The organism is Neorhizobium sp. NPDC001467 (assembly GCF_050275975.1).
GTDB lineage: Bacteria > Pseudomonadota > Alphaproteobacteria > Rhizobiales > Rhizobiaceae > Neorhizobium.
On the sequence record NZ_JBNNPS010000015.1, the window covers coordinates 20,366 to 46,567 of the forward strand.

At 64.2% G+C, this 26,202-nt stretch carries 25 protein-coding genes; 16 read left to right on the plus strand and 9 right to left on the minus strand.

Going from position 1 to position 26,202, the window contains the following annotated elements; all coding sequences use genetic code 11:
* Nucleotides 1-121 precede the first annotated feature (121 nt).
* A complete protein-coding gene (locus tag ACQKKX_RS20035) occupies nt 122-748 on the plus strand; it encodes a hypothetical protein (RefSeq protein ID WP_427573259.1) in 627 nt (208 codons plus the stop codon).
* 181 nt (nt 749-929) lie between these two features.
* Here the strand turns inward: ACQKKX_RS20035 and ACQKKX_RS20040 are convergent, their stop codons facing one another.
* A complete protein-coding gene (locus tag ACQKKX_RS20040; RefSeq protein WP_427573261.1) occupies nt 930-1,382 on the minus strand; it encodes a nucleoside deaminase in 453 nt (150 codons plus the stop codon).
* A 155-nt stretch (nt 1,383-1,537) separates the two neighbouring features.
* Here ACQKKX_RS20040 and ACQKKX_RS20045 point away from each other — a divergent pair, with 155 nt between their 5' ends.
* The 5 genes from ACQKKX_RS20045 to ACQKKX_RS20065 all read left to right on the plus strand — a co-directional run bounded on the left by ACQKKX_RS20045 (nt 1,538) and on the right by ACQKKX_RS20065 (nt 6,045).
* On the plus strand, nt 1,538-3,697 hold the full coding sequence (locus ACQKKX_RS20045) for a pseudouridine synthase (RefSeq protein WP_427573264.1): 2,160 nt from the start codon (nt 1,538-1,540) through the stop codon (nt 3,695-3,697).
* Nucleotides 3,698-3,703: 6 nt separating this feature from the next.
* Complete coding sequence (gene rsmD / locus ACQKKX_RS20050; protein WP_427573267.1) at nt 3,704-4,264, plus strand: 16S rRNA (guanine(966)-N(2))-methyltransferase RsmD; 561 nt, start codon at nt 3,704-3,706, stop codon at nt 4,262-4,264.
* Nucleotides 4,265-4,277: 13 nt separating this feature from the next.
* A complete protein-coding gene (locus tag ACQKKX_RS20055; RefSeq protein ID WP_427573269.1) occupies nt 4,278-5,159 on the plus strand; it encodes a patatin-like phospholipase family protein in 882 nt (293 codons plus the stop codon).
* Nucleotides 5,160-5,246: 87 nt separating this feature from the next.
* Nucleotides 5,247-5,606 (plus strand): nucleotidyltransferase domain-containing protein, encoded by a 360-nt coding sequence (locus tag ACQKKX_RS20060; protein ID WP_427573272.1) that lies wholly within the window; start codon nt 5,247-5,249, stop codon nt 5,604-5,606.
* Between the two features lie 25 nt (nt 5,607-5,631).
* Nucleotides 5,632-6,045 carry a HEPN domain-containing protein gene (locus ACQKKX_RS20065; RefSeq protein ID WP_427573274.1) on the plus strand — a complete coding sequence of 138 codons (414 nt, stop codon included), beginning with the start codon at nt 5,632-5,634 and terminating at the stop codon, nt 6,043-6,045.
* 4 nt (nt 6,046-6,049) lie between these two features.
* Here ACQKKX_RS20065 and ACQKKX_RS20070 read toward each other — a convergent pair whose 3' ends face one another.
* A complete protein-coding gene (locus ACQKKX_RS20070; protein ID WP_427573276.1) occupies nt 6,050-7,873 on the minus strand; it encodes a monovalent cation:proton antiporter-2 (CPA2) family protein in 1,824 nt (607 codons plus the stop codon).
* Between the two features lie 109 nt (nt 7,874-7,982).
* Between ACQKKX_RS20070 and ACQKKX_RS20075 the strand changes: the two genes are divergently transcribed.
* The 6 genes from ACQKKX_RS20075 (at nt 7,983) to lpxK (ending at nt 13,820) form a co-directional block, all read left to right on the plus strand.
* Nucleotides 7,983-9,329: a TldD/PmbA family protein gene (locus ACQKKX_RS20075; RefSeq protein ID WP_427573279.1), complete on the plus strand. Its 1,347-nt coding sequence runs from the start codon at nt 7,983-7,985 to the stop codon at nt 9,327-9,329.
* Nucleotides 9,326-10,126 carry a 3'(2'),5'-bisphosphate nucleotidase CysQ gene (locus ACQKKX_RS20080; RefSeq protein ID WP_427573342.1) on the plus strand — a complete coding sequence of 267 codons (801 nt, stop codon included), beginning with the start codon at nt 9,326-9,328 and terminating at the stop codon, nt 10,124-10,126. Before ACQKKX_RS20075 ends, ACQKKX_RS20080 begins: the two co-directional genes overlap by 4 nt.
* 74 nt (nt 10,127-10,200) lie before the next feature.
* Nucleotides 10,201-10,443, plus strand: coding sequence for a DUF4170 domain-containing protein (locus tag ACQKKX_RS20085; protein WP_427573282.1), 243 nt, complete (start codon nt 10,201-10,203; stop codon nt 10,441-10,443).
* 162 nt (nt 10,444-10,605) lie between these two features.
* Nucleotides 10,606-11,922 carry a lipid IV(A) 3-deoxy-D-manno-octulosonic acid transferase gene (waaA, locus tag ACQKKX_RS20090; RefSeq protein ID WP_427573285.1) on the plus strand — a complete coding sequence of 439 codons (1,317 nt, stop codon included), beginning with the start codon at nt 10,606-10,608 and terminating at the stop codon, nt 11,920-11,922.
* A gap of 26 nt (nt 11,923-11,948) precedes the next feature.
* Nucleotides 11,949-12,680 carry an HAD family hydrolase gene (locus ACQKKX_RS20095; RefSeq protein ID WP_427573344.1) on the plus strand — a complete coding sequence of 244 codons (732 nt, stop codon included), beginning with the start codon at nt 11,949-11,951 and terminating at the stop codon, nt 12,678-12,680.
* Nucleotides 12,681-12,788: 108 nt separating this feature from the next.
* Nucleotides 12,789-13,820, plus strand: coding sequence for a tetraacyldisaccharide 4'-kinase (gene lpxK / locus ACQKKX_RS20100; protein ID WP_427573288.1), 1,032 nt, complete (start codon nt 12,789-12,791; stop codon nt 13,818-13,820).
* A gap of 6 nt (nt 13,821-13,826) precedes the next feature.
* Here lpxK and ACQKKX_RS20105 read toward each other — a convergent pair whose 3' ends face one another.
* Nucleotides 13,827-14,060, minus strand: a complete 234-nt coding sequence (locus ACQKKX_RS20105; protein WP_427573291.1) for a DUF2093 domain-containing protein — start codon at nt 14,058-14,060, stop codon at nt 13,827-13,829.
* 292 nt (nt 14,061-14,352) lie between these two features.
* Entirely contained in the window at nt 14,353-16,344 is a 1,992-nt protein-coding gene (gene mutL / locus ACQKKX_RS20110) for a DNA mismatch repair endonuclease MutL (RefSeq protein ID WP_427573294.1), read from the minus strand.
* Nucleotides 16,345-16,624: 280 nt separating this feature from the next.
* Between mutL and ACQKKX_RS20115 the strand changes: the two genes are divergently transcribed.
* Together ACQKKX_RS20115 and ACQKKX_RS20120 are read left to right on the plus strand one after the other, a co-directional pair.
* A complete protein-coding gene (locus tag ACQKKX_RS20115; protein WP_427573296.1) occupies nt 16,625-18,391 on the plus strand; it encodes a response regulator in 1,767 nt (588 codons plus the stop codon).
* An 83-nt stretch (nt 18,392-18,474) separates the two neighbouring features.
* Nucleotides 18,475-19,836, plus strand: coding sequence for a putative bifunctional diguanylate cyclase/phosphodiesterase (locus ACQKKX_RS20120; protein ID WP_427573299.1), 1,362 nt, complete (start codon nt 18,475-18,477; stop codon nt 19,834-19,836).
* A 120-nt stretch (nt 19,837-19,956) separates the two neighbouring features.
* Here ACQKKX_RS20120 and ACQKKX_RS20125 read toward each other — a convergent pair whose 3' ends face one another.
* From ACQKKX_RS20125 to ACQKKX_RS20145, 5 genes are all read right to left on the minus strand, one after another.
* Nucleotides 19,957-20,583, minus strand: coding sequence for a PRC-barrel domain-containing protein (locus ACQKKX_RS20125; protein ID WP_427573302.1), 627 nt, complete (start codon nt 20,581-20,583; stop codon nt 19,957-19,959).
* A gap of 199 nt (nt 20,584-20,782) precedes the next feature.
* Nucleotides 20,783-21,673 (minus strand): SMP-30/gluconolactonase/LRE family protein, encoded by an 891-nt coding sequence (locus tag ACQKKX_RS20130; RefSeq protein WP_427573305.1) that lies wholly within the window; start codon nt 21,671-21,673, stop codon nt 20,783-20,785.
* Between the two features lie 3 nt (nt 21,674-21,676).
* A complete protein-coding gene (locus tag ACQKKX_RS20135; RefSeq protein ID WP_427573308.1) occupies nt 21,677-22,321 on the minus strand; it encodes a 2-dehydro-3-deoxy-6-phosphogalactonate aldolase in 645 nt (214 codons plus the stop codon).
* A gap of 10 nt (nt 22,322-22,331) precedes the next feature.
* Complete coding sequence (locus ACQKKX_RS20140) at nt 22,332-23,279, minus strand: 2-dehydro-3-deoxygalactonokinase (protein ID WP_427573311.1); 948 nt, start codon at nt 23,277-23,279, stop codon at nt 22,332-22,334.
* Nucleotides 23,276-24,046 carry an SDR family NAD(P)-dependent oxidoreductase gene (locus tag ACQKKX_RS20145; protein ID WP_427573314.1) on the minus strand — a complete coding sequence of 257 codons (771 nt, stop codon included), beginning with the start codon at nt 24,044-24,046 and terminating at the stop codon, nt 23,276-23,278. Before ACQKKX_RS20145 ends, ACQKKX_RS20140 begins: the two co-directional genes overlap by 4 nt.
* A gap of 145 nt (nt 24,047-24,191) precedes the next feature.
* On the opposite strand from ACQKKX_RS20145, the gene ACQKKX_RS20150 reads away from it, so the two are divergent.
* Together ACQKKX_RS20150 and ACQKKX_RS20155 are read left to right on the plus strand one after the other, a co-directional pair.
* A complete protein-coding gene (locus ACQKKX_RS20150; RefSeq protein ID WP_427573316.1) occupies nt 24,192-24,983 on the plus strand; it encodes an IclR family transcriptional regulator in 792 nt (263 codons plus the stop codon).
* A 197-nt stretch (nt 24,984-25,180) separates the two neighbouring features.
* Nucleotides 25,181-25,918, plus strand: coding sequence for a helix-turn-helix transcriptional regulator (locus tag ACQKKX_RS20155; protein WP_427573319.1), 738 nt, complete (start codon nt 25,181-25,183; stop codon nt 25,916-25,918).
* Nucleotides 25,919-26,202 lie beyond the last annotated feature (284 nt).

Genomic DNA, 26,202 nt, shown 5'->3' on the forward strand with positions numbered 1-26,202 from the left:
AACGGATGATTGCGCTTGGCGCAGTCATCCGTTAATCCTGCCTGAAATTGGCCGGATTTTTCCGTCAGGCCGAGAGCGGTAGAGTTTTGCGTCGAGGACGGGCGCGGCTGGAAGGGTTTTGATGAAGACGTCACAGGTGTTTCGTTCCGGCCTTGGTGTAACGGCCATCGTCGCGGTGCTCGCAGGTCTTTCGGCATGCCAGAGCCCGACCTACGGAACCGGCAAGAGTGCTGCCGAACAATTGGCCGACGATCTCGGCAGCGCCGTTTCCATCGGTGGCGACGAGAAGAAGAAGGACGTGCGCTATAATCCGCGTCCGGGCCTGGTCGTTGCGGGCAAGGGTGCTGGCGATCTGCCGGCGCCGCAGCAATCCATGGCGAACCGCGAAAACAATCCCAACTGGACGGAATCGCCCGAGGAAACCCGCCAGCGCCTGCGCGAGGAAGCCGCCGCCAACGAAAACAACCCGCGCTATGTGTCGCCGCTCACCGTCGGCAAGGGGCAGGGCGGCCAGTTGACCGAGAGTGAGAAGTGGGAAGCCTTCCGCAAGGCCAAGGAAGAAGCCAAGGCCGGCAATACGGTCGGTTCCGGCCAGCGCCGTTACCTCACCGATCCGCCGACCGATTACCGACAGGCCGACAATCTGGACGATCTCGGCGAGCCGGAACGCGTCAAGGAGCGCCGCCGCAAGAAGGAAGCGCAGGCGAACGGCAAGGAAAATTCCGCCTGGTGGAAGCCGTTCCAGTAAGCGCTTGACGGTCGGGTTTTTCCCGGCCTTTCGTAAGGACGAAGCGCTTTTCCGTCGTCATCCTCGGGCTTGTCCCGAGGATCTGATCACGCAAACAATGAAGCGCAGCAGATCCTCGGCACAGGGCCGAGGATGACGGAGGAGAGAATTCTGCCCTTTCTCCGCAGCCTCCTTCCGACCCTTAATCCCGTCTCGCCCTGAAAAAGTCCGTCAGAATTTCGGCAGACGCACTCTCGCTCAAACCTGCGTAGACATCCGGCACATGGTGGCAGGTAGGGCTCGCGTAAAACTGCACGCCGCTCTCCACGGCGCCGCCCTTTGCATCAGGCGCGCCGTAATAGAGCCGGCGGATGCGGGCAAAGGAAATCGCTGCCGCGCACATGGTGCAGGGCTCCAGCGTCACGTAAAGATCGGCACCCGCCAGCCGCTCCTGCGCAAGCGCTTCGCAGGCGGCGCGGATGGCCACGATCTCCGCATGGGCGGTCACGTCATTGGTCTCGCGGGTGCGGTTGGCGCCGCGGGAAATGATCTGCCCGTCCATCACCACCACCGCGCCGATCGGCACTTCGCCGCGCTCTGCAGCGGCTTTCGCCCCGTCAAGCGCCGCATCCATGAAACGATTTGTCCCGCCCATTGCGCGATTTCCTCTTAACCCGATCCGCCTGAACTGGTAGGACGGGTTCAACCTGCATCACCCGAAGCAGATGGCAACGGGCAGAATGCGATCTAACTCAACATGATCTGTCCGGCCACAAGCCGGAGACACATCACGCTTCAGGCAAACAACAAATGAGCTTTAAAGACAAGCCGAAGCGCGGCGGGCCCAAACCCTTCGAGCGCGAAATCAAGCCCCGGTCCAACCTGGAGCCGAAAGCGGCAAAGCCTCAACCGGCAAAAAAGACCCCGCGCAAGCTGCCGACGGCCCCGGCCACGGTGGAAGCCGAGGGCAAGCCCGAGCGTATTTCCAAGATCCTCGCCCGCGCCGGCGTGGCTTCGCGCCGCGATATCGAGCGGATGATCATGGATGGCCGCGTGACGCTCAACGGCACGCTGCTTGAAACCCCGGTCGTCAACGTCACGCTTGAAGACAGGATCGAGGTCGATGGCGTGCCGATCCGCGGCATCGAGCGCACCCGCCTGTGGCTGTATCACAAGCCAGCCGGCCTCGTGACCACCAATTCCGATCCGGAAGGCCGCCCGACCGTCTTCGAAAACCTGCCGGAAGACCTGCCGCGCGTCATGTCGATCGGCCGCCTCGATATCAATACCGAAGGCCTGCTGCTTTTGACCAATGATGGCGGTCTGTCGCGCGTTCTCGAACTGCCGACCACAGGCTGGCTTCGCCGTTACCGCGTGCGCGCCCATGGCGAGATCGATCAGGCCAAGCTCGACACGCTGAAGGACGGCATCGCCGTCGACGGCGTGCTCTACGGCTCGATCGATGCCACGCTCGACCGCTCCCAGGGCCACAATGTGTGGATCACCATGGGGCTTCGCGAAGGCAAGAACCGCGAAATCAAGAACGTGCTCGGTGCGCTCGGTCTCGACGTCAACCGCCTGATCCGCATCTCCTACGGTCCGTTCCAGTTGGGTGATCTGGAAGAAGGCCGCGTCATCGAGGTCAAGGGCCGCATGCTGCGCGATCAGCTCGGTCCGCGTCTGATTGCCGATGCCAAGGCCAATTTCGACGCGCCGATCTATGGCAATGCCGTTGATGCCGAAGAGACCGTGCCGGCCGCCAAGCCCGCCCGTGGCGAGCGTTCCGATCGCACGGAGCGTGGCGACGGTTCTCAGCGTGGCGACTGGGGCCGTGACAAGCAGGGCGACCGCCGCGAACAGGCGCTTGGCCGTCTCGATACCCGCCGCGACGACAGCCGTTCGGGCGACAGTTTCGGCGACAAGCCGCGGGGTCCCAGGGCCGGTGGCGATCGTGGTCCGAAGGGTTTTGGCGCCAAGGGTGGCGCTCGTGGCGGATTTGCCGATCGCGGCCGCGATAGCGAAGGCGACGAGCGTCCCAAGAAGCGCCCGGCGCTCGGCAGCAGCCGCACCGCCAATGTCTGGATGGCGCCCGGCGCCCGCCCGACCACGGATGACAAGGGCCGCAAGACCTCTGCTCGTGCCGAAGCCGAACAGCTGTTCAAGAAGCCGGGACCGGAAAACGACCGGCGCGTGGTGGTGAACCGCGTGGAAGGCGACAGCGACTGGATCCGCGCCGACAGCCCGCCGGAACCCGAACGCGGCGACCGTCGCGGCGGTTTTGGCGACCGACCACGCGGTGATCGCGCAGAACGGGGTGACCGTGGTTTTGGCGACAAACCGCGCGGTGAACGTTCCTTCGGTGACAAGCCCCGTTTCGACCGCAAGCCCCGTGAGGACGGCGATCGGCCGCGGGGTGATCGCCCCGCCGGTGATCGCCCTCGTGGTGACCGCGCATACGGCGACCGCCCGGCCCGCGGCGGTGACCGTTCCTTCGGCGACAGGCCCCGTTTCGACCGCAAGCCGCGTGAAGAGGGTGATCGTCCTTATGGCGACAAGCCGCGTGGCGAGCGTGCCTTCGGCGACAAGCCCCGCTTTGATCGCAAGCCGCGCGAAAAGGGCGACCGCCCGTTCAGCGACCGGCCGCGCGGTGATCGCGCGGATCGTCCTGACCGTGGGGATCGCCCGTCGCGCGCCTTTGGTGGCGAGGGCCGTTCGGAACGTCCGGCCGGTGATCGCTCCTATGGTGATCGCCCGCAGGGTGATCGTCCCCGTGGCGGCAAGCCCGGTGGCTTTGGCGGTGGCAAGCCCGGTTTCGGCGGCAAGCCGGCCGGCAGTCGCGGCAAACCCGGCGGCGGCAAGTCGTTTGGCGGCAAGCCCGGTGGTGGAAAGCCGTTTGGCGGCAAACCCGGTGGCGCGCCGCGCTCGGGCGGTCGTCCGGGCGGGGCCAAGCCACGCACGCCAAGAGGGTAGGGCCACATGCGGATCGTAGGTGGCGAATTCCGCGGCCGCGCCCTGGCCGCCCCGAAGTCGAACGACATCCGGCCGACCATCGACCGGACGCGCGAAAGCCTGTTCAACATTATCGGCCACGTCTATCCCGAGGCCGTCGACCAGGCGCGCGTCCTCGATCTTTTCGCCGGCACAGGCGCGGTGGGGCTTGAAGCCCTGTCGCGCGGATGCCGTGCGGCGCTGTTTGTCGAAAATGGCGTCGAAGGCCGTGGCCTGCTGTGGGAAAATATCGAGAGCCTCGGTCTGCATGGCCGTGCCCGTATTCTGCGGCGCGATGCCACCAAGCTCGGCACGGCTAACAATATCGAACCGTTCCAGTTCGTCTTCGCCGATCCGCCCTATGGCAAGGGTCTTGGCGAGGCGGCTTTATTGTCTGCGCATGAAGGCGGCTGGATCGCACCCGGCGCGCTGGCGATCCTGGAAGAGCGCGCCGATGCCACGGTCAGCGTCGATGCCTGTTTCAAGCCGCTTGAAAGCCGCAGCTTCGGCGATACGCGGATCGAATTTTTCCGCTACCAGCCGCAGTGAGAAAGTCTGGCCGATGAGCACCCGCCTCTCAATCCCGCATGCTCCGGCATTTCAGTCGGGACAGGAGCCGCGGGTGGCGGTGGCCTTCGGCGGCGGCGGTGCGCGCGGCATCTCGCATATCCAGATCATCGAGGCGCTGGACGAACTCGGCATCCGCCCGGTGGCGATTGCCGGTTCCTCGATCGGCGCCATCATGGGGGCCGCCATGGCGGCGGGTATGCGCGGCCGCGAGATCCGCGATTATACCCGCGCGACCGTCGGTAACCGCCGGCTGATCGCCAATCGCCTGTGGAGCCTGGGGCCCGCCAGCATGCGCGACCGGATCGGCGGCTTCCGGCTCGGCCATTTCAATCTGGAACCGATCCTCGGGGCCTTTCTGCCCGCCGCCGTTCCGGCAAATTTCGACGCGTTGCATATTCCGCTGAAAGTGACGGCGACGGATTATTACGGCCAGAAGGAAGTCATTCTCGAAGAGGGCGAACTGCTGCCGGCGCTGGCAGCCTCCGCCGCCATTCCCGCCCTGTTCATGCCCGTGCGTGTCAACGGCCGCATCATGATCGATGGCGGTATCCTCAACCCGATCCCCTACGACCATCTTCTCGATCTGGCCGATATCGTCATCGGCGTCGATGTCGTCGGCGGCCCCGAAGGCGACGGCACCCATATGCCCAACCGCATCGACAGCCTGTTCGGCGCCAGCCAGCTGATGATGCAGGGCTGTATCGCGCTGAAACTGAAACTGCATCCGCCGCATATCTTCCTGCGCCCGCGCGTCCACCGCTTCGGCATTCTCGATTTTCATAAGGTCGACGAGATCCTCGATGAGTCGAGCGAGATCAAGGAGGAGTTGAAGCGCTCCGTGGATGCCCTGCTGACGGTGGCGGCGAACGGGTAGGGTGCTTGCCCTATATCGCAGGCGCTCTGGAATGCCGCCCTCCGGCAGGTTATATGTGCTGCCAGCGCATTTTTGTTCGGAGCGGCCATGAGTGTCGTTGCCAAAATCCTGAAAAGGCCTGTTGCGGCGCCGGATCGTTATCCGGAACTGGCGGTATTGCTTGCGCGCATCCGGAAGGAATATGAGCCGGTCGATGTCGTCCTCTACGGTAGCCAGGCGCGTGGCGAGGCGACTGCTCAAAGCGACTGGGACCTGAAGGTCATCGTTGCCGACGATGCCCCGGAACGCCTTTTCTCGCCCATGCTCGGCTGGCGTGTTCAGGAAGGGTCGGGCGTTTACGCCGATGTGACCTGCACGCGCCTGTCGGATTTTCGAGCGGATCTCAATGTCGCGAACTCGGCCGCGCGCGAGATCGCCGATGACGGTATAGTTCTCGATGTCCGCTGATCTTCATATCGCCAACGCATTGCGATTGGCCCATGACGATCTGGAGGCGGCACAAGCCCTTGCGGCAATCGAAAACCGGAATGATGCCTACCACGCCCAGCAGGCAGCGGAGAAAATACTGATCGCCCTGCTGACCTCGGAAGGGATCAAGGCGGATCGTAAAGACGCGCATCGGCCTGATGTCCTGCAGGGCCTCCTGCCGGATGCCAATCCTTTCAAGCACAAGTTCAAGCCTGTTCTCTTTCTGACCATCTATGCCACAACCTACCGTTATCCCAAGGATGCCGGCCGCCTTCCCGCCAAGGCAGATAGCCACGAACTTGGTGTAGCGATGAACACGATAAGGCAGCTACTGAACGAGGCCGCTACTCACTTCGGTGTCGGTTTGACCGATAGCGACAAAATCCCTGCGGCTTGTTTTGCCGCGCCACGCCATTGATCTTTCACCACTTCCCGATCGCCACCTTCTTCGCCTCGTCCTCCGTGATTTCCTCTCCCACGCTGCCGCGTTTCGGCTTCATCAGCGGCTCCGGTCTGACAGGCTGGTTGTGCAGCATGTCGCGGCCGGCGGAAAGGCCTTCGACCGCCTGCAATTGCAGCCTGAATTCGTCGCGCTTGCGGATATCGTCGCCGATCGCCTCGGCATCGGCTTCCGTCATGCCGAGCGCCTCCAGCGTGCGGCGGCCGAACAGCAGGCCGGATTCCAGCGTTTCGCGCAGCTCGTATTCCACGCCCTTGCCGCGCAGCTCGATCGTGTGGATGCGGTCATAGGAACGCACGAACAGGCGGCTATTGGGAAACTCCTTGGAGATCAGATCGACGATGCGGTCGGTGGTTTCGCGCTTCTGAGTCAGGACGGCAACGATCTTTGCTTTCTCGATCCCGGCCGATTGCAGCACGTCGCGGCGGGTGCCATCGCCGAAATAGATGCGGAAGCCGAACAGCGCCGCCTGGCGGATGCGGTCCGGGCTGTCGTCGATGACGGTCACCGAGCGGCCACCGGCCAGCAGGATCTGCGACGCGATCTGTCCGAAGCGTGAAAAACCGATGATCAGCACATCGGCCCCGGCGCCCTCGAAATCCTCCTCCAGTTGCTCGGCGCGCGCTTCCTGCTTGCCGATCAGTCTGCGCGCCAGAAGCGAACCGAGCGGCGTCAGCGCCATGGAAAGCGTCACGCTGGCGATCAGCAGCGAGGTCGCGTCCTGCGACAGCAGGCCGGCGGCGGTCGCGGTCGTGAACAGCACGAAGCCGAACTCGCCACCTTGCGGAAGAAGGAAGGCGATGCGCACGGCATCCGCATGCGAGGAGCCGCCGAGCCGCGAGATGAGATAGAGGACGGCGGCCTTCGCCAGCATGAACAGCGGCACGGCCGGCAGGATGATCGCCAGATTGTCGACGATCGCGGCGAGATCGAGCGACAGGCCGACGGCCATGAAGAACAGGGCGAGCAGCAGGCCGCGAAACGGTTCGATATCCGCTTCCAGCTCGTGCCGGTAGGAGGATTCCGACAGCATGACGCCGGCAAGAAACGCACCCATCGCCATCGAAAGCCCAACTGCCTGCATGGCGACGGCCGCCCCTAGAACGACGAGAAGGGCGGCTGCGATCATAACCTCGCGGGCACCGGTCCGCGCAATGATCTGGAACATCGGCGTCAGCAGGTATCGTCCGGCCATGATGACGGCACCGATCGCGCCGATCGCGACGGCAACGTCCTGAAGCACCGGCGTCGTGTCGTTCTCGGGCCCGGATCCCAGAATGGTGACAAGCGCCAGCAGCGGCACGATCGCCAGATCCTGAAACAGCAGAATGGAAAAGGCGCGCTGGCCGTAGCGCGTATTGGTGTCGCCGTTGTCCTGAAGGATCTGCAGGGCAAAGGCGGTGGAAGACAGCGCCAGCCCGAAACCGGCGATCAGCCCACCGCGCCAGCCGGCCATGCCGGTAAGATAGGCCAGCGCCGACAGGACAAGGCCGGTGGCGACCACCTGCGCCGTCCCGAGAACGAAGACGTCGCCGCGCATCTGCCACAGGCGCGAGGGTTTCAGCTCGAGCCCGATGATGAAGAGCAGGAACACGACGCCGAGTTCCGACACATGCAGGACCTCGCCGGCATCGGTGATCGTGTGCAGGATCGGGCCGATGACCACGCCCGCCGCCAGATAGCCGAGCACGGTTCCAAGGCCGAGCTTGCGGAACAGCGGTGCCGCCAGCACGGCGCCACCGAGCAGAAGCAGGGTTTCGGTAAACAGGGGTTCGGGCGCGGCCATTCAAGTCTCATCATGCAGGAGTGAAGTGGGCGGTTCCCAAGAAAAGCTGGTACGCCCTTGATGCGTCATGTAGTGCACAATAAATGGATTCGGAACGAAAGGCCCCTTCATGTCCGCTGAAATCGATTCCGAAAATCTTCTTTCCCGCGCCTCAGAACTGATCGACCGCGCCGTAAAGGCGGGGGCCGACAAGGCCGATGCCGTGATCGTGCGCTCGCGTTCGCGCTCCGTCAGCGTCCGGCTGGGCAAGGTGGAAGGCACGGAATCGTCGGAAAGCGACGATTTCTCGCTGCGCGTCTTCATCGGCAACAGGGTGGCGAGCGTGTCGGCCAATCCCGGCTTCGACATCAAGGTCCTGGCGGAGCGCGCCGTCGCCATGGCCAGGGTCTCGCCAGAGGATCCCTTTGCCTGCCTGGCCGACGAGGGCGATCTGGCGCATTCCTATCCGGATCTTCAACTCTTCGATGCGACCGAAGTCTCCACCGACCAACTGCGCGATGCTGCCCTTGCCGCCGAACAGGCAGCGCTGGATGTGCCGGGCGTCACCAATTCGTCGGGCGCCGGAGCGTCCGCCGGGGCCGGCGGTCTGGTTCTCGTCACCTCGCACGGTTTCTCCGGCTCCTATATGGGCAGCCGTTTCGGCCATTCGGTCAGCGTTATTGCCGGCGAAGGCACGAAGATGGAGCGCGATTACGATTTCGACAGCCGCCTCTATTACGCCGATCTTGACAATCCCGCGCTGATCGGCCGGCGCGCCGGCGAGCGCACCGTCGCCCGCGTCAATCCGCGTCAGGTCGATACCGGCAGCAATGTCACGGTGGTTTTCGATCCGCGCATCGCCCGCGGTTTCGTCGGCCATATCGCCGGCGCCATCAACGGTGCCTCGGTTGCCCGCAAGACCAGCTTTCTGCGCGACAGGATGGGGCAGCAGGTGCTTAAGGCCGGGCTCAGCATTACCGACGATCCGCTCATCGTGCGCGGCTCGTCCTCCCGTCCCTTCGATGGCGAAGGTGTGAAGGGCGAGCGCATGGTGATGATCGAGGACGGTGTGCTGAAACACTGGTTCCTGTCCACCTCCACCGGCCGCGAACTTGGGCTGCCCACCAATGGCCGCGGCGTGCGCGGCGGCACCTCGGTATCGCCGGCCTCGACCAATCTGGCGCTGGAGCCGGGCGATATCGGCCCGCAGGACCTGATCCGCCAGATCGGCACCGGTTTCTACGTCACCGAACTGATCGGCCAGGGCGTCAACATGATCACGGGCGAATATTCGCGCGGCGCCACCGGTTTCTGGATCGAGAATGGCGAACTCTCCTTCGCCGTTTCGGAAGTCACCATCGCCTCCAACCTCAAGGACATGTTCATGCGGCTGACGCCGGCAAGCGATATCGACCGCAAGTTCGGGACGGCCTCGCCCACCATCGCCATCGAGGGCATGACGCTGGCCGGACGCTGACGATGACGGAAAGCGACCGCTGGAGCGCCGATCTCGACCTCATCCGCGATGCCGCAAGGCAGGCAGGCGAGGTCGCGCTCGGCTTTTTCGGCCAGTCGCCGGAAGTCTGGTGGAAGAATGCGGACCAGTCGCCCGTCAGCGCCGCCGATTTTGCCGCCAATGACCGCCTGCAGGCGGTGCTGACTGCGGCGCGCCCGCATTACGGCTGGCTGTCGGAAGAAACCGACGACAATCCGGCCCGGCTTTCGACGGAAACCGTCTTCGTGGTCGATCCGATCGACGGCACCCGCGGCTTCATCAACGGCGCCACCAACTGGTGCGTGAGCGTTGCCGTCGTGCATCGCGGCGCGCCCGTGGCCGGCGTCCTCTTCGCGCCTGCGCTGGGCGAGGAATTTTCCGCCGTGATTGATGGTCCGGCGCAAAAGAATGGTGCAGCGATTTCGGTTGCCGATCACCGTCCCGACGACGTGTTCAATATCGCCGCCTCGGCCGAGATGGTGGAAAAGTTCGAGCCGGAATATCGCAGGCTTCTAAGCCGCGTCAAACACGTGCCCTCGCTCGCCTACCGGCTGGCCATGGTGGCGGATGGCCGTATCGACGGCACGCTGGTCGCCCGCAATTCCCATGACTGGGATCTGGCGGCGGCCGACCTGATCCTGTCGCGGGCGGGCGGCAGCCTCGTCCAAACCGATGGCAGCCGCCTCGTTTACAATCGCGAAACCGTAAAGCACGCGACGCTGTTTGCCGGCGGTCGATCGGTCATCGAAAGCCTGCTCGCGCAGGCCCGTTCGGGTTGACCTTTGAGGCGAAATCCAGCAATGACAGGCAAATAAGGCAGGCCCTGATTTTCACTCGTTTGCAAGAGATCGACATGACCGAGACCACCGAAAAGAAACAGCTTCTGCATCTGGTTTTCGGGGGTGAGCTTTCCGACCTCTCCGACGTTCAGTTCCGCGATCTGTCCGGCCTTGATATCGTCGGCATCTTCCCCGATTACGCGTCCGCACTGACCGCCTGGAAGGCCAAGGCGCAGCAGACCGTCGACAACGCCCACATGCGCTATTTCATCGTGCATATGCACCGTCTGCTCGACCCCAGGACAACCGGCCTGTAAGCACCGGCAAAAGGTCCCGGCCGCGCCTGTGGGCAACGGGCGCGCCGCGGCGGCTATCCCTTTTTTTGACGTATTTGTGCAGCAGAACGCGGACGATATAAGCAAGACGAGCTTGGGGGCTGGGCAATTGGCGTGGATGGCAACGGATCGGAGAATGATGCGATGAGCAAAGGCTTGGCGCGCATCGCTTTGACCGGATACCGGATCGCCGGCGTCATCGCCTATCCGCTGACCGGCGGTTATCTCACCTATCGCGCCGTCAAGGGCAAGGAAGATCGCCAGCGCCGGCTGGAACGCTTCGGCTATGCCAGTCAGCCGCGCCCTTTCGGGCCGCTCGTCTGGGTCCATGCCGCAAGCGTCGGAGAAACGCTTGCCGTCATTCCGCTGATCCGCGAATTCGGCCGCCGCGGCATCCATGTTCTTCTGACCACGGGAACGGTCACCTCCGCCGCGCTGGTGGAAAACCGCCTCGGCAGCGAGGTCATCCACCAATATGTGCCGCTCGACGTCAAATTCGCCATCAAGCGCTTCCTCCGCTACTGGCGCCCGGATGCTGCGATCACAGCGGAGTCGGAAATCTGGCCGACCACGATCGCCGAACTCACGCGCCGCCAGGTCCCGCAGATCCGCGTCAATGCCCGCATTTCTGATCGCTCCTTCGATCGCTGGAGGAATTTCGGCGCGATCGCCGAACAGCTGTTCGGCAAGATGGCGCTGGTCGTCGCCCGTTCCGAGATCGATGCCGAACGGTTCCGCGATCTCGGCGCCTGGCCCGTCACCGTATCGGGCAATCTGAAGGGCGATACCGACCCGCCGCCCTGCGACGAGACCCTTCTTTCCACCTATCGAAGCCAGATCGGCGAACGCAGGACATGGGCGGCCATCTGCACGTTCGAGGGCGAGGAAGCGGCCGCCGCCACCGTGCACAAGGCGCTGAAACCCCGCAACGACCAGCTGACCATCATCGTCCCGCGCCATCCCGAACGGGGGGACGCCATCGAGGCCATGCTGGTCGAACAGGGGCTGAAGGTCGCCCGCCGTTCGCGCGGCGATGACATCACGCCCGAGACGGACGTGTTCCTGGGCGACAGTATCGGCGAGATGGGCATGTACCTGCGCCTCACCGAAATCTCCTTCGTCGGCCGCTCGCTCACGGCCGAAGGGGGGCAGAACCCGATCGAATCCGCCATGCTCGGCTGCGCCGTACTGTCCGGCAGCAATGTCCAGAATTTCCGGGACACCTATCAGCAGCTGATCCGCAGAGGCGGCGCGCGGATGATCCGTGATGCCGAAATGCTGGCCAAGGCGGTACATTACCTCCTGACCAACGATATCGCCCGTCGTACCATGATCGATGCCGGCCAGGAGGCCATTCAGGATATGCGCGGCGCGCTGTCGGCCACCGTCAAGGCGCTGGAACCCTATATCAATCCGCTCGCCGTATCCGCCGCCCTGCAGCCCAAGACGGCTGCACAATGACGCTGCCCAATGACGGCTGCGCGATAATGACCGATCCCGATCTTTCAGCCATCCCCGATTTTTCCGGCATAAAAGCAATCCTGTTCGACAAGGACGGCACGCTCCTGCGCTATGACGAAAGCTGGGGGCCGGTAAACCGTGCGGCGGCGCGCATCGCCGCTGCCGGCAATGCCGTGCTCGAAGCACGGCTTCTGGCAGCCGGCGGCATGGATGATGCCTCCGGTCACACGCGCGCCGACAGCCTGTTTGCCGCCGGCAGTGCCGCCGATATCGCCCGCGGTCTCGTCGCCGCCGGTTCGCCGCTCGATGTCGCGGATCTGACGCAAAGGCTCGATGCGCTGTTTCTGGGCGCAGCCGACCAATCCGTGCCGGCGACCGACCTGTCGGCCTTGTTCGGCCGGCTGAAGGCCCGTGGCTTCAAGCTCGGCGTTGCGTCCAGCGACAACGAGGCCGCCATTCACGCGACCGCCCGGCGTTTCGACTTCGCCCGCCATCTCGATTTCGTCGCAGGCTACGACAGCGGCCACGGTGTCAAGCCGGAACCGGGCATGCTGCTGGCCTTTGCCCGCGCGGTCGGCGTGGAGCCACGCCAGGTCGCCATGGTGGGCGACAACAAACACGACATGCATGTCGGCGCGTCCGCCGGTGCCGGTTTGAAGATCGCGGTGCTGACCGGCACGGGCACGACCGAGACCTTGTCGCCGCTTGCCGATATCGTGCTTGCGGATATTACGCTGATCGAAGATCTTTTGCCGTGAACTTGCCTTTTGTCCAGTTCTGCCGTTTGTAGCGGCCGACGGAAACTGAAGTGCTGCTCGCGGTTCTAAGGGGCCCGCCGCGCTTTGGAAAAGGACAGAGACGTTAAGATGGTTTCGGAAGCGCCGCCATTCTGGTGGACAAAGGCGGACTGGCGCGCCTGGGGTCTTTCCCCGATCTCCTTTCTCTATGGCCGTATCGCCGGCCGCCGCATGCGCAGGGCGCGGCGCGGCCACGTTCCCGTTCCCGTCATCTGCATCGGCAATTTCACCGTCGGCGGCGCCGGCAAGACCCCGACCGCCATCGCCATCGCCCGTGCCGCCACCGCCCGTGGGCTCAAACCCGGTTTCCTCAGCCGCGGTTACGGCGGCTCGCTCGACGTCGTCACCATGGTCGATCCGCACCATCACCGCGCAGATGCGGTCGGCGACGAGGCCTTGCTTTTGGCCCGCGAAGCGATGACGGTGATTTCCCGGCGCCGCGTGGATGGTGCGAAAAGGCTCGTTGCGGAAGGAGCCGAGATCATCATCATGGATGACGGCTTCCAGAGCGCCAGACTGGAGCTTGATTTCGCGCTCGTCGTCATCGACAGCAATCGCGGTATCGGCAACGGGCACTTAGTGCCCGGCGGCCCGGTGCGGGCGCCGATACCTGAGCAGATGCGGCAGATGTCGGCCATGCTCAAGGTCGGCACCGGTCCGGCGGCGGATGCGCTGGTGCGCCAGGCGGCGCGCGCCGGCAAGCCGGTGCATGTCGCAACCGTTGTGCCACGCCCGTCCCCGTCGCTAGCAAACCGCCATGTCCTCGCCTATGCCGGGATTGCCGATCCTGAGAAATTCTACCGCACGCTGACGGGTCTCGGCGCCGCCATCGTCGAGCGCCGCGCCTTTCCGGATCATCATCACTTCACCGAGGACGAGATCGACGACCTCCTCAAGGATGCCGCCAGACAGGATCTCCTGCCGGTCACGACGGCCAAGGATGCGGTGCGGCTCGCCGGTCGTGGAGGCCAGGCGCAGGCATTGGCCGACAAGACCGAAGTGGTGGAGATCGACATGGTGTTCGACGACCCTCATACCCCCGGTCACATCATCGATGCCGCCATCGCCCATTGCCGCCTGCGGCTGTTGAAGGCGAGATAGGTGGCGTCAGGCGCGTTTCTGGTTGGGCAGGATGCCGGCGCGCTTGTCGGCTTCGAGCGAGGCCGCGCAATCGGCATAGGGTTCCTGCCGCGCAACGCTCCAGTAGCGCAGTTCGTCGAGCGGAATGTTTGCGCCCGTCATGGCGCAGACGACGAAGGAACCGGACGTGACGATCTGGTAGTCGCCGTCGAGATAACGAAGTTTCGCCTCGCGAAAACCCGCGCCTTCAAAACGGTTCATCCTGTGTCTCCTGCCGAAAATCTTCGATCCGAAAATCATGGTGGTGTGATTAGCGCGAAGGGAAGGGGATGGAAAGGGGATGCCATCATCACGGAAGAGATGGCCCGAATTTTCCCGGCCATCAACCGCGCTCTCGTGTGTCGCTCAATGGTGGCCCGTTGACGGCTGGTGGCGGCCCTGGTGGCGGGATAGTCGCGACCCCGCCGAAAACGGTCGGTCGCAGTCGGCGCGGCGCGCCGTTATCGGTTGCCCAACTGCGCCCGCCCAACTGCGCACGACCAACTGCAACCGTTCAACTGCGCCCGAACAAGCGCTCGATATCCGTCAGCTTCAACTCGATATAGGTCGGTCTTCCATGGTTGCATTGGCCCGATCCCGGGGTTGCCTCCATCTCCCGCAGCAGCGCGTTCATCTCTTCGGGCTTGAGACGCCGGCCCGAGCGCACCGATCCGTGACAGGCCATGGTCGCCGCCACATGTTCCAGCCGGCCCTTCAGTCCGCCCGCCGTGTTCCATTCCGCCACCTCGTCGGCCAGATCGCGGATCATGTCGGAGGCATCGACCTCGCCGAGCATGGCCGGCGTTTCACGCACCGCGATCGCGCCGGGCCCGAAGCGTTCGATGGCAAGCCCGAGCCGGTCCAGGGCATCCGCATGCACCATCAGCCGGTCGCAGTCTTCCTCAGGCAGGTCGACGATTTCGGGGATCAGGAGAACCTGCGAGGCCAGCCGGTCGGCATCCAGCGCCTTGCGCATCGCCTCGAACACCAGCCGTTCATGCGCGGCATGCTGGTCGACGATGACGAGACCGTTTTCCGTCTGCGCGACGATGTAGTTTTCGTGCAGTTGCGCGCGCGCAGCACCCAGCCGGTGGCGCACCGGTTCGTCCCTCATGGCCGGGGCCTCGAAATGGTCGGCGCGCGCGCTCGGCATGGTCATCGCGTCGAAGCCGCTCTGCCGTTCGGCAAAACCCGGCTGGAACGGTCGTGACGGCGAGGTGGCGGCGCTCCAGGGCTCGCCCGGGGCGGCGGCAAAACGCGATTGCGCCCAAGCGCCTGCATAGCGGCTGCCGGCTCCACCAGGGCCAGAGCTGCCAAAGCCAGAGCCGCCAAAGCTGGATCCGCCTATCCCGGTCCCGCTCAAGCCAGTCCCGCCTATCCCGGTCCCACTCATGCCGGCCATGCGCTCGCCGGTGGCAGTGTCGCCCGCTTGCCCGGCAAAACCGTGTGACGGATAGCCGCCCGGTGCTTCCCGCCGGAATGCCCGCAGCAGGCCGCTTGCCCCGGTTGTTGCCGCCCGGTCGCCTTCGCGCGCCAAAGCCTGCCGGATGGCGCCGACGATCAGGCCGCGCACGAGACCGGGATCGCGGAAGCGCACGTCGGACTTGGCGGGGTGCACATTGACGTCCACCAGCGCCGGATCGAGCCCGATGGAAAGCACCGCGATCGGATAGCGGCCGGACGGAATGGTTTCGGCATAGGCGCCGCGGATCGCCGAAAGCAGGAGCTTGTCCTGCACCGGCCGGCCGTTGACGAACATGTATTGATGGCCGGAATTGCCGCGGTTGAAGGTCGGCACGCCGGCAAAACCGGTAAGCGTCACATCCTCGCGCGCCGCATCGATCTCAATCGCATTGTCCTTGAACTCGGCGCCCAGGATCTGCGCCATGCGGGCGAGGTGATCGTCGCCGGTGGCCGGCAGGTCGAGCGTCGAACGGTCCGGCCCCGACAGCACGAAGCGAACCTTGGGAAAGGCAATGGCCATGCGCTTGACGACTTCGGTGATGGCTCCGGCCTCGGCCTTTTCGGTCTTCAGGAATTTGAGGCGGGCGGGGGTGGCGAAAAAGATGTCGCGCACTTCCACCACCGTGCCGGCATTGGCAGCGGCCGGTCTGACGGCGGATGTCTTGCCGCCGACGACGCTGACCTCGTAACCTTCCGGCGCGCCCTGCTGGCGGCTGGTGATGGTCAGCCGCGCCACCGACCCGATCGAGGGCAGCGCCTCGCCACGAAAGCCGAGCGTGCGGATATCGTCGAGATGAACATCGATCTTGGACGTGCAATGGCGGCGCACGGCGAGTTCCAGATCGGCCGCATTCATGCCCGAGCCGTTGTCGGTGATGCGCATCAGGCTCTTGCCGCCGCCGGCCGTGGCGATCTCGATGCGCGTGGCGCCGGCATCGATGGCGTTTTCGATCAGCTCCTTGGCGGCGCTGGCCGGGCGCTCAATCACCTCGCCGGCAGCGATTTGGTTGATCAGCGTTTCTGAGAGAAGTTTGACGGGCATGGCGCCATTTTCGCGGATTTGGAAGGCCCTGCATAGGGCGGAGACGAGGGGCGTTCGAAAAATCCGAGGATTAATTCGACTTTAAGATAAACACCCTACACCTGCCCCGGGTAGCATGCCCGCCGAACTCTCCTCAAGGGCGTTTGCGATTGCCGGTCCGAGACGCCGATCCGCCATCCTTCGGGAATGCGGTCTTTGCGTCAAGCACTGCAGGAGATGAGCGGCGGGTGTAGCCTCCGGTTCTTGCCGGAGCGCTGTTGGGGTGCAGGAGTTCGTTTCGATGGATGATTTGACGTCCGAGGACGCAAACATTCAGTCCGCCATGCTGGATGTCGTTTCCGAATCCATTTCGGGCGCGTTCCTCATCTATGATCGCAACGACCTCATTCTGTTCGCCAGCCCGCAACTGCGCAATTTCTTCCCCGGGATCATGCCGGCCGCCGGCAGCCGCATGCGCGATTTCTTCGGCGCCGTCCACGATAGCGGCAAGCCCGCCGGTCGCGACGGGCTGGCGCGCGCCCAGCGCCTGCAATTGCCGCGCGAGGACTGGGTGGCCGAACAGATTGCCAGCCTGTGGAAGGAACGCTGCGAGACGTTGGAGCGCTGGGGCGCGGAACGCTGGATCTCCTATACCAAGCGACGCCTGTCCTCCGGCTATGGCGTGTGCATCCTGCGCGACGTGTCGGAAACCAAGAAGCGCGAGGACCAGTGGCGCGCCGATATGGAACGGGTGCAGGTCACCGAGGATATTCTCGACAACCTGCCTGTACCGGTTCTGGTCAAGGACCGCAATTTCCAGTTCGTTGCGGTCAACAAGGCGGCCTGCGAACTCTACGGCCTGCCGGCCACGGCCATTCTCGGCCGCCGCCTGTCGGATCTGCATACGTCCGACCTCGTCGAACGGCTCGATACCGTTGCCCGCCAGGTCATGGAAACCGGCATTACGCTGTCCTCGCCGGAACAGATGATCCGCGCCGATGGCCGCGAAGCCTCGATCGTCACCACGCGCTTTCGCATCGGCAAGCCCGGCCGGCATTTCATCGTTTCCGTCATCAACGATATTTCGGCGCTGGCCGAAACCGATTTCCCGCCGCTGCCCGGCGATGGACTGCCGAGCCTGGATTTCTCCGCCTGCGCCCAGGCCGGCGCGGGCGCCGCCCTGCCGAGCGATTGCCGCATCCTGCTCGTGACATCTGACAACGCGCTGGCCGCCGACGCGCTTGCCATCCTGTCGGCCGCCGGCATCGATTGTTCCCGCGTCGTCGATGCAGCGGAACTGGAAGTCTTTCTCGATATCGCCGCCGATGCCCGCGTGCGCGTTGATCTCGTTGTCGCCGATCCGGCTCTCGGTGCCTCAGCCCTGCGGCCTGCGCAGCAATACGGGATCGATCGTCTGGCGCTCGATCCCGCCGTGCTGCGCGGCGATCTGATCGGCGCGCTTGCCGACCATTTCGCCCAGCAGGCCAAGGCCGATCCGGCGCATGCGCGGCAGGACGACGACGACTGGCGCATCGAAGGCGAACCGGCGCTCGACGTGCTGGTGGCCGAGGACAATGCCGTCAACCAGATCGTCTTTTCGCAGATCCTCGAGGGGCTCGGCTATCGCTACCTCGTCGCTGCCGACGGCGAAGAGGCCGTAAGGCTCTGGCAGGAAAAGCGGCCGCGCGCCGTGCTGATGGATATTACCCTTCCCAGGCTCAACGGTTTCGAGGCGACGCGGCACATCCGCAAACTGGAAGACGGCTCCGCTGCCACCGCCATTATCGGCGTCCTGCAGCCGGCCTTCGAAAACGATCGAGAGCAATGCCAGCAGGCCGGCATGGATGCGGTCGTCATCAAGCCGGTCAGCAGCGATGCGGTGGCAGCCGTGTTCAGGGCGCTGGGTCTGCTGCGCGAGCCGGGCCCGGCTGGCATGGATGCTGACAGAGGGAGCGGCGAGGTCGGCTTCGACGCCTCTGCCATGGGCCATGAAGGTCGGACCGATCGCTCCGAAAGCTGGCGGCGCGATGCCGACGCGGGGCGCGGCCATGCAATCCTCTCCGTCTGATCGGCTGTTCCGGCTGAGCTACGGCTTTGTTAATCTTTTCGTTTCATCCTCATGGCAGCCTTAAGGTGATATGGGATCATGAAATGAAGTTGGCGGGCCCTCAGCTGCCTCAGGTCAGCCATAACGAATTGCAGGCCATGGCCTACAGCGATCCGCTGACCGGGCTTGGCAACCGTTACCGGCTGCGCGACAAGGTGCGCATGCTGGCGGCCGAACGCGCCGACGATCCGGCCCCTTTCGCCATCTGCATCGCCAATCTCGACGGTTTCAAGCCGATCAACGACCTGTTCGGCGCCGAAGCCGGCGACGAGATCCTCTGCCAGGTCGGCCACCGGCTGAAAGCCTGCATTCCCGATGGCGCCACCGTGACCCGTCACGAGGGCGACGAATTCGCCTTCGTCTTCCCGCTGGTCTTTGAAAAGATCGGTGCCGAACGCATCGGCCAGATGATCAAGGACGTGCTGTCGGCGCCCTATGATCTCGGCGACCGCAACGTGCGCCTGTCCTCCTCGTTCGGCTTTGCCATCTATCCCTTTGCCGGAGAAGAGTTCGAGGATCTTCTCAAAAGCGCCGAGACCGCGCTCTACCGCTCCAAGCGCCGCGGTCGCGGCCAGATCACCGTCTATTCCCAGGAGATCGCGCAGGAGATGAAGCGCGCGACGCAGCTCGAACAGGCACTGCGCAACGCCATCATCGCCGACGCCGTCGACGTGCATTTCCAGCCGATCGTGCGGTTGCGCGATGGGGCGGTGCTCGGCTTCGAGGCGCTGGCGCGCTGGATCGATCCGGATCTCGGCTTTGTGTCGCCGGCCGCCTTCGTGCCGCTTGCCGAAGAGCGCGGCTTCATCGACGCCCTGTCGGAAACCCTGTTGCGCAAGGCCGCGGAAGCGGCGCTGTCGTGGCCGCGCGAACTGTTCCTGTCCTTCAACCTGTCTTCGGCGCAGCTGATGGATCCCGGCACGGCGCGCACAATGCTGGCGACGCTTGCCCGTGTCGGCCTCGATCCCAACCGCGTCGAGCTGGAAATCACCGAAACGGCGGTGATGACCTCGGCCGATACCGCCCATCGCATCATCACCGAACTGCGTCAGGCCGGAGTGCGCATCTCGCTCGACGATTTCGGCACCGGCCAGTCCAGTCTCGGACGGCTTCGCGATTTCACCTTCGACAAGGTCAAGATCGATCGCGCCTTCGTCTCGCGCATCACCACCGACCGCGCCTCCGAACATATCATCAAGGCGATCGTCGCCATGTGCGACGGGCTCGATCTGCAGGTGGTGGCGGAGGGCATCGAGGAAGTGGCGGAGGCTGAAAAGCTTAAAGGTCTCGGCTGCGGCATGGGCCAGGGCTATTACTACGGCCGCCCCGCCGACGGCATGGCGACGTTGCGTTACCTCGAGGCACATTACCGCGAATTCGCGCGTATCGAGCGCATCACGGCCTGAATCGGACATCCAGAAACAACCGCCCGACCCCAAAATCTGGAAATGAAAAAAGGGCGATGCCGAAGCACCGCCCTTTGCAGGGGGACCTATAACGTGTCCCTCGGTCCTGACTGCCGGGCCTTACGGTCTGGCAGGCGTTGCCGGGGTAGTGGCGTTATCGGCCGGAGCCGCGCCCGGTGCTGCCGGGGTTGCGGTGGAAGACGTGCTGGTTGCGTCCGTGCCGGAGTTTGCGGCCGTCTGCTGTTCCGACAGCGTCATGAACTTCGGCGCCGACTGCAGCGTTTCTGCCGTTTCGGTGGTCGTCAGGCGGATGTCGTTGTCTTCACGCATCACCTTGACCTTGTCGAGCGGAAGGGCAACGTTCTTTTCGCCGATGCCCAGGAAGCCGCCAACACCGACCACGGCGGCAACGATACGGCCGTCTTCTTCCATGATCAGGTCGTTGACCTCACCGATGCTCTTGTCTTCGGCATTATAGATCGACTTGCCCATATAGTCGCTGGCAGCGACCTGGGTAGCGGCCTGTTCGGTCATATAGGTACCGGAAGCGGCACCGCTATCGGCCGAATTCATCGGTGCTGCCGGCTTTGCCATCGGGTCGGCCGGAGCATTCGTCATCGGAGCGGCCGGAGCGGTCTGCTCGGCCGGCGCTGCCGGAGCGGGCGCCGTGGTCTGGGCGAATGCCGGAGCAATCGCGGTGGATGCCATCAATGCGGCGGCTGCCATCGTGGTAAGGATCTTGCTCATATCAAACCTGCCTTTCTCTGGTGGGAGGCTGGGCGTCTGAAAGATCACCCGGCCGGATCGCAAGGAGAATGGCAGGACGGTACAATTGGTTCCGATTTTAGTGGTTAAAAAATAGGCGCAAACCTGCGGAACATTTGAGCAGCCCGCAGGTTTGCGCCTCTCGGCAATTACCCGAACCTCGCGCGTGGAAGCCGTCCGATCACAGACGGTAATCCGGCTCGAACCGGCCTTTGACCGTGATGCCCAGATCGATCAGATGACCGGCCTGCGGGTCGGCGGCGCGGGCCTCATCATCCAGACCCTGCCACGCGGATGTGACCAGCAGACGGCTGGCATCCGAGCCGAAGAAGGCCGGGCAGCTCGGCTGTGAGACCGGCACGTCGTAGCGCGCGATCAGGCTGCCGTCCGGGTCATAGCAATCCACCACCGACAGGCCCCAGCGGGCGTTCCAGATGAGGCCTTCGGCGTCGCAGACGGCGCCGTCCATGCCGCCGGATGCACCATGATTGTCGATCAGCACCGAGGCTTCGCCGACCGGAAGGCCGGTCGCGGCATCGAGCGTCACCCGCATCAGGCGGTTGATTGCGGTATCGACGAAATAGCCGGTCGCGCCATCGGGCGAAAAGCAGATGGCGTTGGTGATGCTCATCGCGTCATAGAGTTTCGTCACAGTCCCGCGCGCGACATGGTAGATCGCCCCTTTGCCGTCCTCGCCGTTGCGGCCCATCGTGCCGATCCACAAGGCGCCGGACGGATGCACGCGGCCGTCATTGGAGCGATTGCCGGGCCTGTCCGGCTCGAGTTCCACATAGGGGGTGAAGGCGCCGCTTGCCGTATCGCGGATGACGAGGCCCTGATCGGTCGCGATCAGCTGCCGACCGTCATCGATACGGGCGAGAACGCTGCCCATGAACGGCAGTGGATGAACCGCCGTCTCGCCGCTTGCCGCATCGCATTCGTGCAGTTTCCGGCCGACGATGTCGAACCACCAGATCTTGCCGGTGTGCGGATCGAAGGTCGGGCCCTCGCCAAGCTCGCTCGCGGTGGCGGCAAGAACCGAACCCTTGAACGGAATGTTTTCTACAGCCATGCCTCAGCCTCCGTTCCGCGCCGCGATGGCGGCATCGTAGGCGGCAATCGTCACCGTCGCCCGCTCGCGGATTTCGGCCGCCGACATGCCCGGCTTGTAGAGGCTGGAGCCGAGGCCGAAAGCCAGGATGTCGGCATCGACATAGGCGCCGAAATTCTTCTCAGACACGCCGCCGACAGCCGCGATCAGAAGCTCCGGCGGCAAGACGGCGCGCATCGCATTGATGCCCGATGGCCCAAGCACGCTTGCCGGAAAGAATTTCAGGCCGGTCGCCCCGGCCCTTGCCGCCGCCAGCGCTTCCGTCGCGGTAAACACGCCGGGCAGGGTCACCATGCCCTTTGCCGCCGCTGCCTCGATCACGGCCGGTTCCACATTCGGGCTCACCATCAGCCTGCCGCCGGCCGCATCGAGCGCATCGACCTGCTCGACGGACAGAACCGTGCCGGCGCCGATCAGCACATCGGCCGGCGCCATTTTCGCGGCCGTCTCGATCGAGCGGAACGGATCGGGGGAATTGAGCGGGATCTCGATCGCCGTAAAGCCGGTCTCGATCAGCGTTCCGACAATGGCCTGCGCCTCGCCGGGCTTGAGACCGCGCAGGATCGCCACCAGCGGGCGCTGCATGGCGGGAAAGGGAATTCGGGTCATGTTCATGTCCTTAATGGGTTCCGGCGAAAACGGCGCGCGCCGCCTGCGACAGGCCGCGGCGCACCGCGTCGTCGGCATCGACAGTGTTATAGGGCAGGTTCAGCGTATCGAAAGCGGCCTGGTAGAGATCCGACAGGCGGCCCGAGACGATCAGCCGGATCGGCGCATCGAGCTTGCGGCGCTGCCAGCCATCCGCCATGCCGCCGGCAATTTCCGCGCCGATCAGCGTGCCTGACAGGCGTGCAGCTGCGCCCGTCGCATCCAGCCCGTCGAGCAACTGGCCGGAGCGCACGGTAAAGACCAGGTTGGTGGCCCGCGCGGGCTCTTCGAACACCGCGCCGACGGCTGCCAGAAAGGCGGGGTGGCTACCGTCGAATGCGCCGGCCTCGGCGAGCGCGTGGCTCAGGATCGTATGTTTCGAGATCACATCGAACAGTTCGCCGGTCATGAAACTGGCAAAGCCGCTTACCGTCTCGCCGGAAAGCCGGACCCATTTGGAATGCGTGCCGGGCATGCAGAACAGCTGCTCTCCCGAAACCGACGGATCGCGAGCGCCGAGCAGCTGGGTTTCTTCGCCACGCATAACGTCCGGTGCAGCACCCCTTTGGGCAATGCCGGGCAGGATACGGATGTCGCGTTGCGCATCGCGCACGACCGCCGCCGCCGTCAGGACGGCGGGGAGGGGGGCCGGGACATCGACATAGCCGGCCTCGACCCAGCCCTGTCGTGCACCTGCCATGCCGCAGATGATGACCGGCAGGTCGCGCGGCGCCGAAAGTGCGGCGAGATGGCTTTCGAGAATGCCGGAAAAGCCGGTCTTTGCAGCGGTGGTCATGCCTTCGCCGCTGCGGCGCTCGCCAACCACGCCGCCATCGGCATCGATCAGCCATAGCCGAAAACTGCTTGTGCCCCAGTCCACCGCGGCATAGGCCGGGCGCCGCTCAGGTGATGTCGTCACAAAATGCCTCCGTCGATGATGATCCATTGGGCCGTCATGGCAGAAGAAGCCGCCGAGGCCAGAAACAGGGTGGGCCCGGCAAGGTCCTCTGCCACCAGCATGCGTTTGAGGCACTGGCGCTCGATCATCGCCGCGATCGACTGATCGGTCAGCCAGAGACGTCTCTGCCGCTCGGTGACGATCATGCCGGGCAGAATGGCGTTGACGCGGATATTGTCCTTGCCCAGCCGGCCGGCAAGACTTTTCGTCAGCCCCAGAATACCTGCCTTGGCCGTGGCATAGGCCGGCAGTTCGCCCATGTTGAGCATGAAGGCGATCGACGAGAAATTGACGATCGAACCGCCGCCGCGGGCCCGCATGTGTGCAACCGCCGCCTGGGCGGTGAAGAAGACCGGTTTCAGGTTGATCGCCAGATTGGCGTCCCAGTCGGCGTCGCTGACGGTTTCGAGATCCTGCCGGTCGTCGCGGGCGGCATTGTTGACGAGCACGTCCAGTCCGCCCAGCAGGCGCGCCGCCTCGTCGACCGCATTCCGTGCGGCCTGCGTGTCGGCAAGATCGGCTTCGATGAAATGCACCGGATGCCGGGCGGTTTGCGACAGCGTCTGCGCCAGCAACCGGCTTTCGCTGACGGCGATATCGATAAACGCGACGCGGCAGCCTTGCGCGACAAAGGCCGCGGTCAGCGCCGCACCAATGCCCGTGCCGCCGCCGGTTATCAGCACGCAACGGTCCTCGAGATCGCGATGAAGAACGGAAGAAGCCGTCACTGTATGGCCGCCATAGCAGGGGTTGCAATGTTCCATTAAATGGAACACAGTTTGATTATGTGGAATAGTTCCGCCATGGCGGGCGAATTGTCAAGCGACGGGTGAAGCGGGAAGGCAGGCCCACCAAGTGCAAAATCGACAGGGCATGCGAAGCGAACAGGGAAAGGAAAGCGGCGATACCGGCACGCTCGGCAAGGCGATGGCGCTTGTCGAAATGGTGGCGGATGCGCCGCAGCCGCTGCGCTTTACCGATATCCTCAACCTGTCCGGCCAGCCACGCGGCACGCTTCACCGCCAGCTCCGGCATCTGGTCGAGGAGGGCCTGCTCGATATCAATGCCGACGGGGCCTATGAGGCGGGCCTTCGCCTGTTGCGGCTCGCTGCTCGGGCGTGGTCGCGCAACGCATTTGTCGGTCTTGCCGCCGCCCATCTTCAGGCGCTGCACGAGGCGACCGGAGAGACCGTGCATCTGGCCCTCCTGCGCGGTGCCGAGGTGATCTATCTCGACAAGGTCGAGGCGCGCCAGGCGGTACGGATGTATTCGCTGATCGGCAATGCCTCGCCGGCCTATTGCACCGGGGTCGGCAAGGCGGCGCTGTCGGCGCTCGAGGACGGGGAAATCGCGGAGCGTCTGGGCCCCGTGCGTTTCGAGCGGTTCACGACGAGCACCCATGCCGACCTTTCAGCGCTGCTGGGCGATATCGCCGCCATTCGCCTGCGCGGTTTCGCCTACGATCTCGAAGAACACCAGTCCGGCATTCGTTGCGTGGCCGCGCCCATCCATGTGCCGCAGCAAAACATCGTTGCGGGCGTGTCGGTCACGGCGCCGGCCTACCGGGTGAGCGATGGCCTGCTCGATACCTGGTCGGCGCCGCTTCTGGCGGCAGCGGCGGCGATTGCACGCGACGCGGCCGCCGGACTTGCGCCGCGCCGTTAACCTCCAAGATCAATTTCCCGTATTTTTACGGGAAATTTACAACAATTGTTTGCAAATCTAATCAAGTGTCATCATTGTCGAAGCTTATTGCGGATAGACTGATACTGATTTCGTAACGGGACGACTGACAGTCGAATTGGGGGCGCTTGAGCAAGGCGGCGGTTTCGTCCGCCCCGGCTGCAGCGAAAAGACAGAAAATGAGACACGTGGATACGGAAAATCTGGGCGCTTCGGCCGCCTTGGGCATCGATCCTGCCGAAATTCCTGCGCTCAAGACACAGTTCGACGTTTTTCGCTTCATGAAGCGGGTGACAGAAACCTATCGCCAGCGCGCCTTCATGGTGATGAACCTGCCATCGGCCACCGCCACGGAACTGGCCGGCCATACGATCATCACCAATTGGCCCGCGGAACTCCTCAGCGCATTCGATCAGGCCAAGCTTTTGTCCGGCAGCACGATGGTACGCAGGTTGCGCGGTACCGCGGCCCCCTTCGCCTACGACCTCGACCAGGTGATCCGAACCAGCGGCAATGTCACCGCGCAGGCGATGTTCGAGCGCTACAACATGGTGCGCGGCGGCTATTTCCCGGTCCACGACATTTCCGGAAACAGGGGCGTCGTGTCGATCATCGGTGACGGTCCAGCCTTTTCTCACCAGCAGATGATGGAACTGACCTATCTTTCCATCCTCGTCTTCGACCGCCTGTCGGACATCCGCAGCCTCGACGTGCGCGTGACCGAGCAGCTGAGCGACCGCGAACTCGACTGCCTGAACTGGACCGCCGCCGGCAAGACCAGCAGCGACATTGCCGGTATCCTGGGCCTGTCGGAGCATACGGTGAACCATTATCTCAACCGCGCCACCAAGAAACTCGACACCGTCAACCGCACGCAGGCGGTGGCGAAGGCGCTGCGGGCCGGCCTGATCAAATAGACGCCATTGCCGCGGCGGCGCGCCCGTCAATATGCTCAAAAAACGGCCGCGGCGCGCATGCCGACGTCATCCGTCGCCGCAGGGCGACGGGCACTGCGGTCGAACCGCATGATTCTGAACGCTATTTTTGCTCTTGTACAAACTGGCACGTTCCCTGCATTATTCCTGGCATGTCCAGAGGGGACTGCAAGCGCACCAAGAGGCGCAATACCAGAAAAACCGCCGCCGGTTGAAAGCGCGCCATGATGGCCTTGCGCAGCAACCGTCGGCGGTTCTTTTTCCGG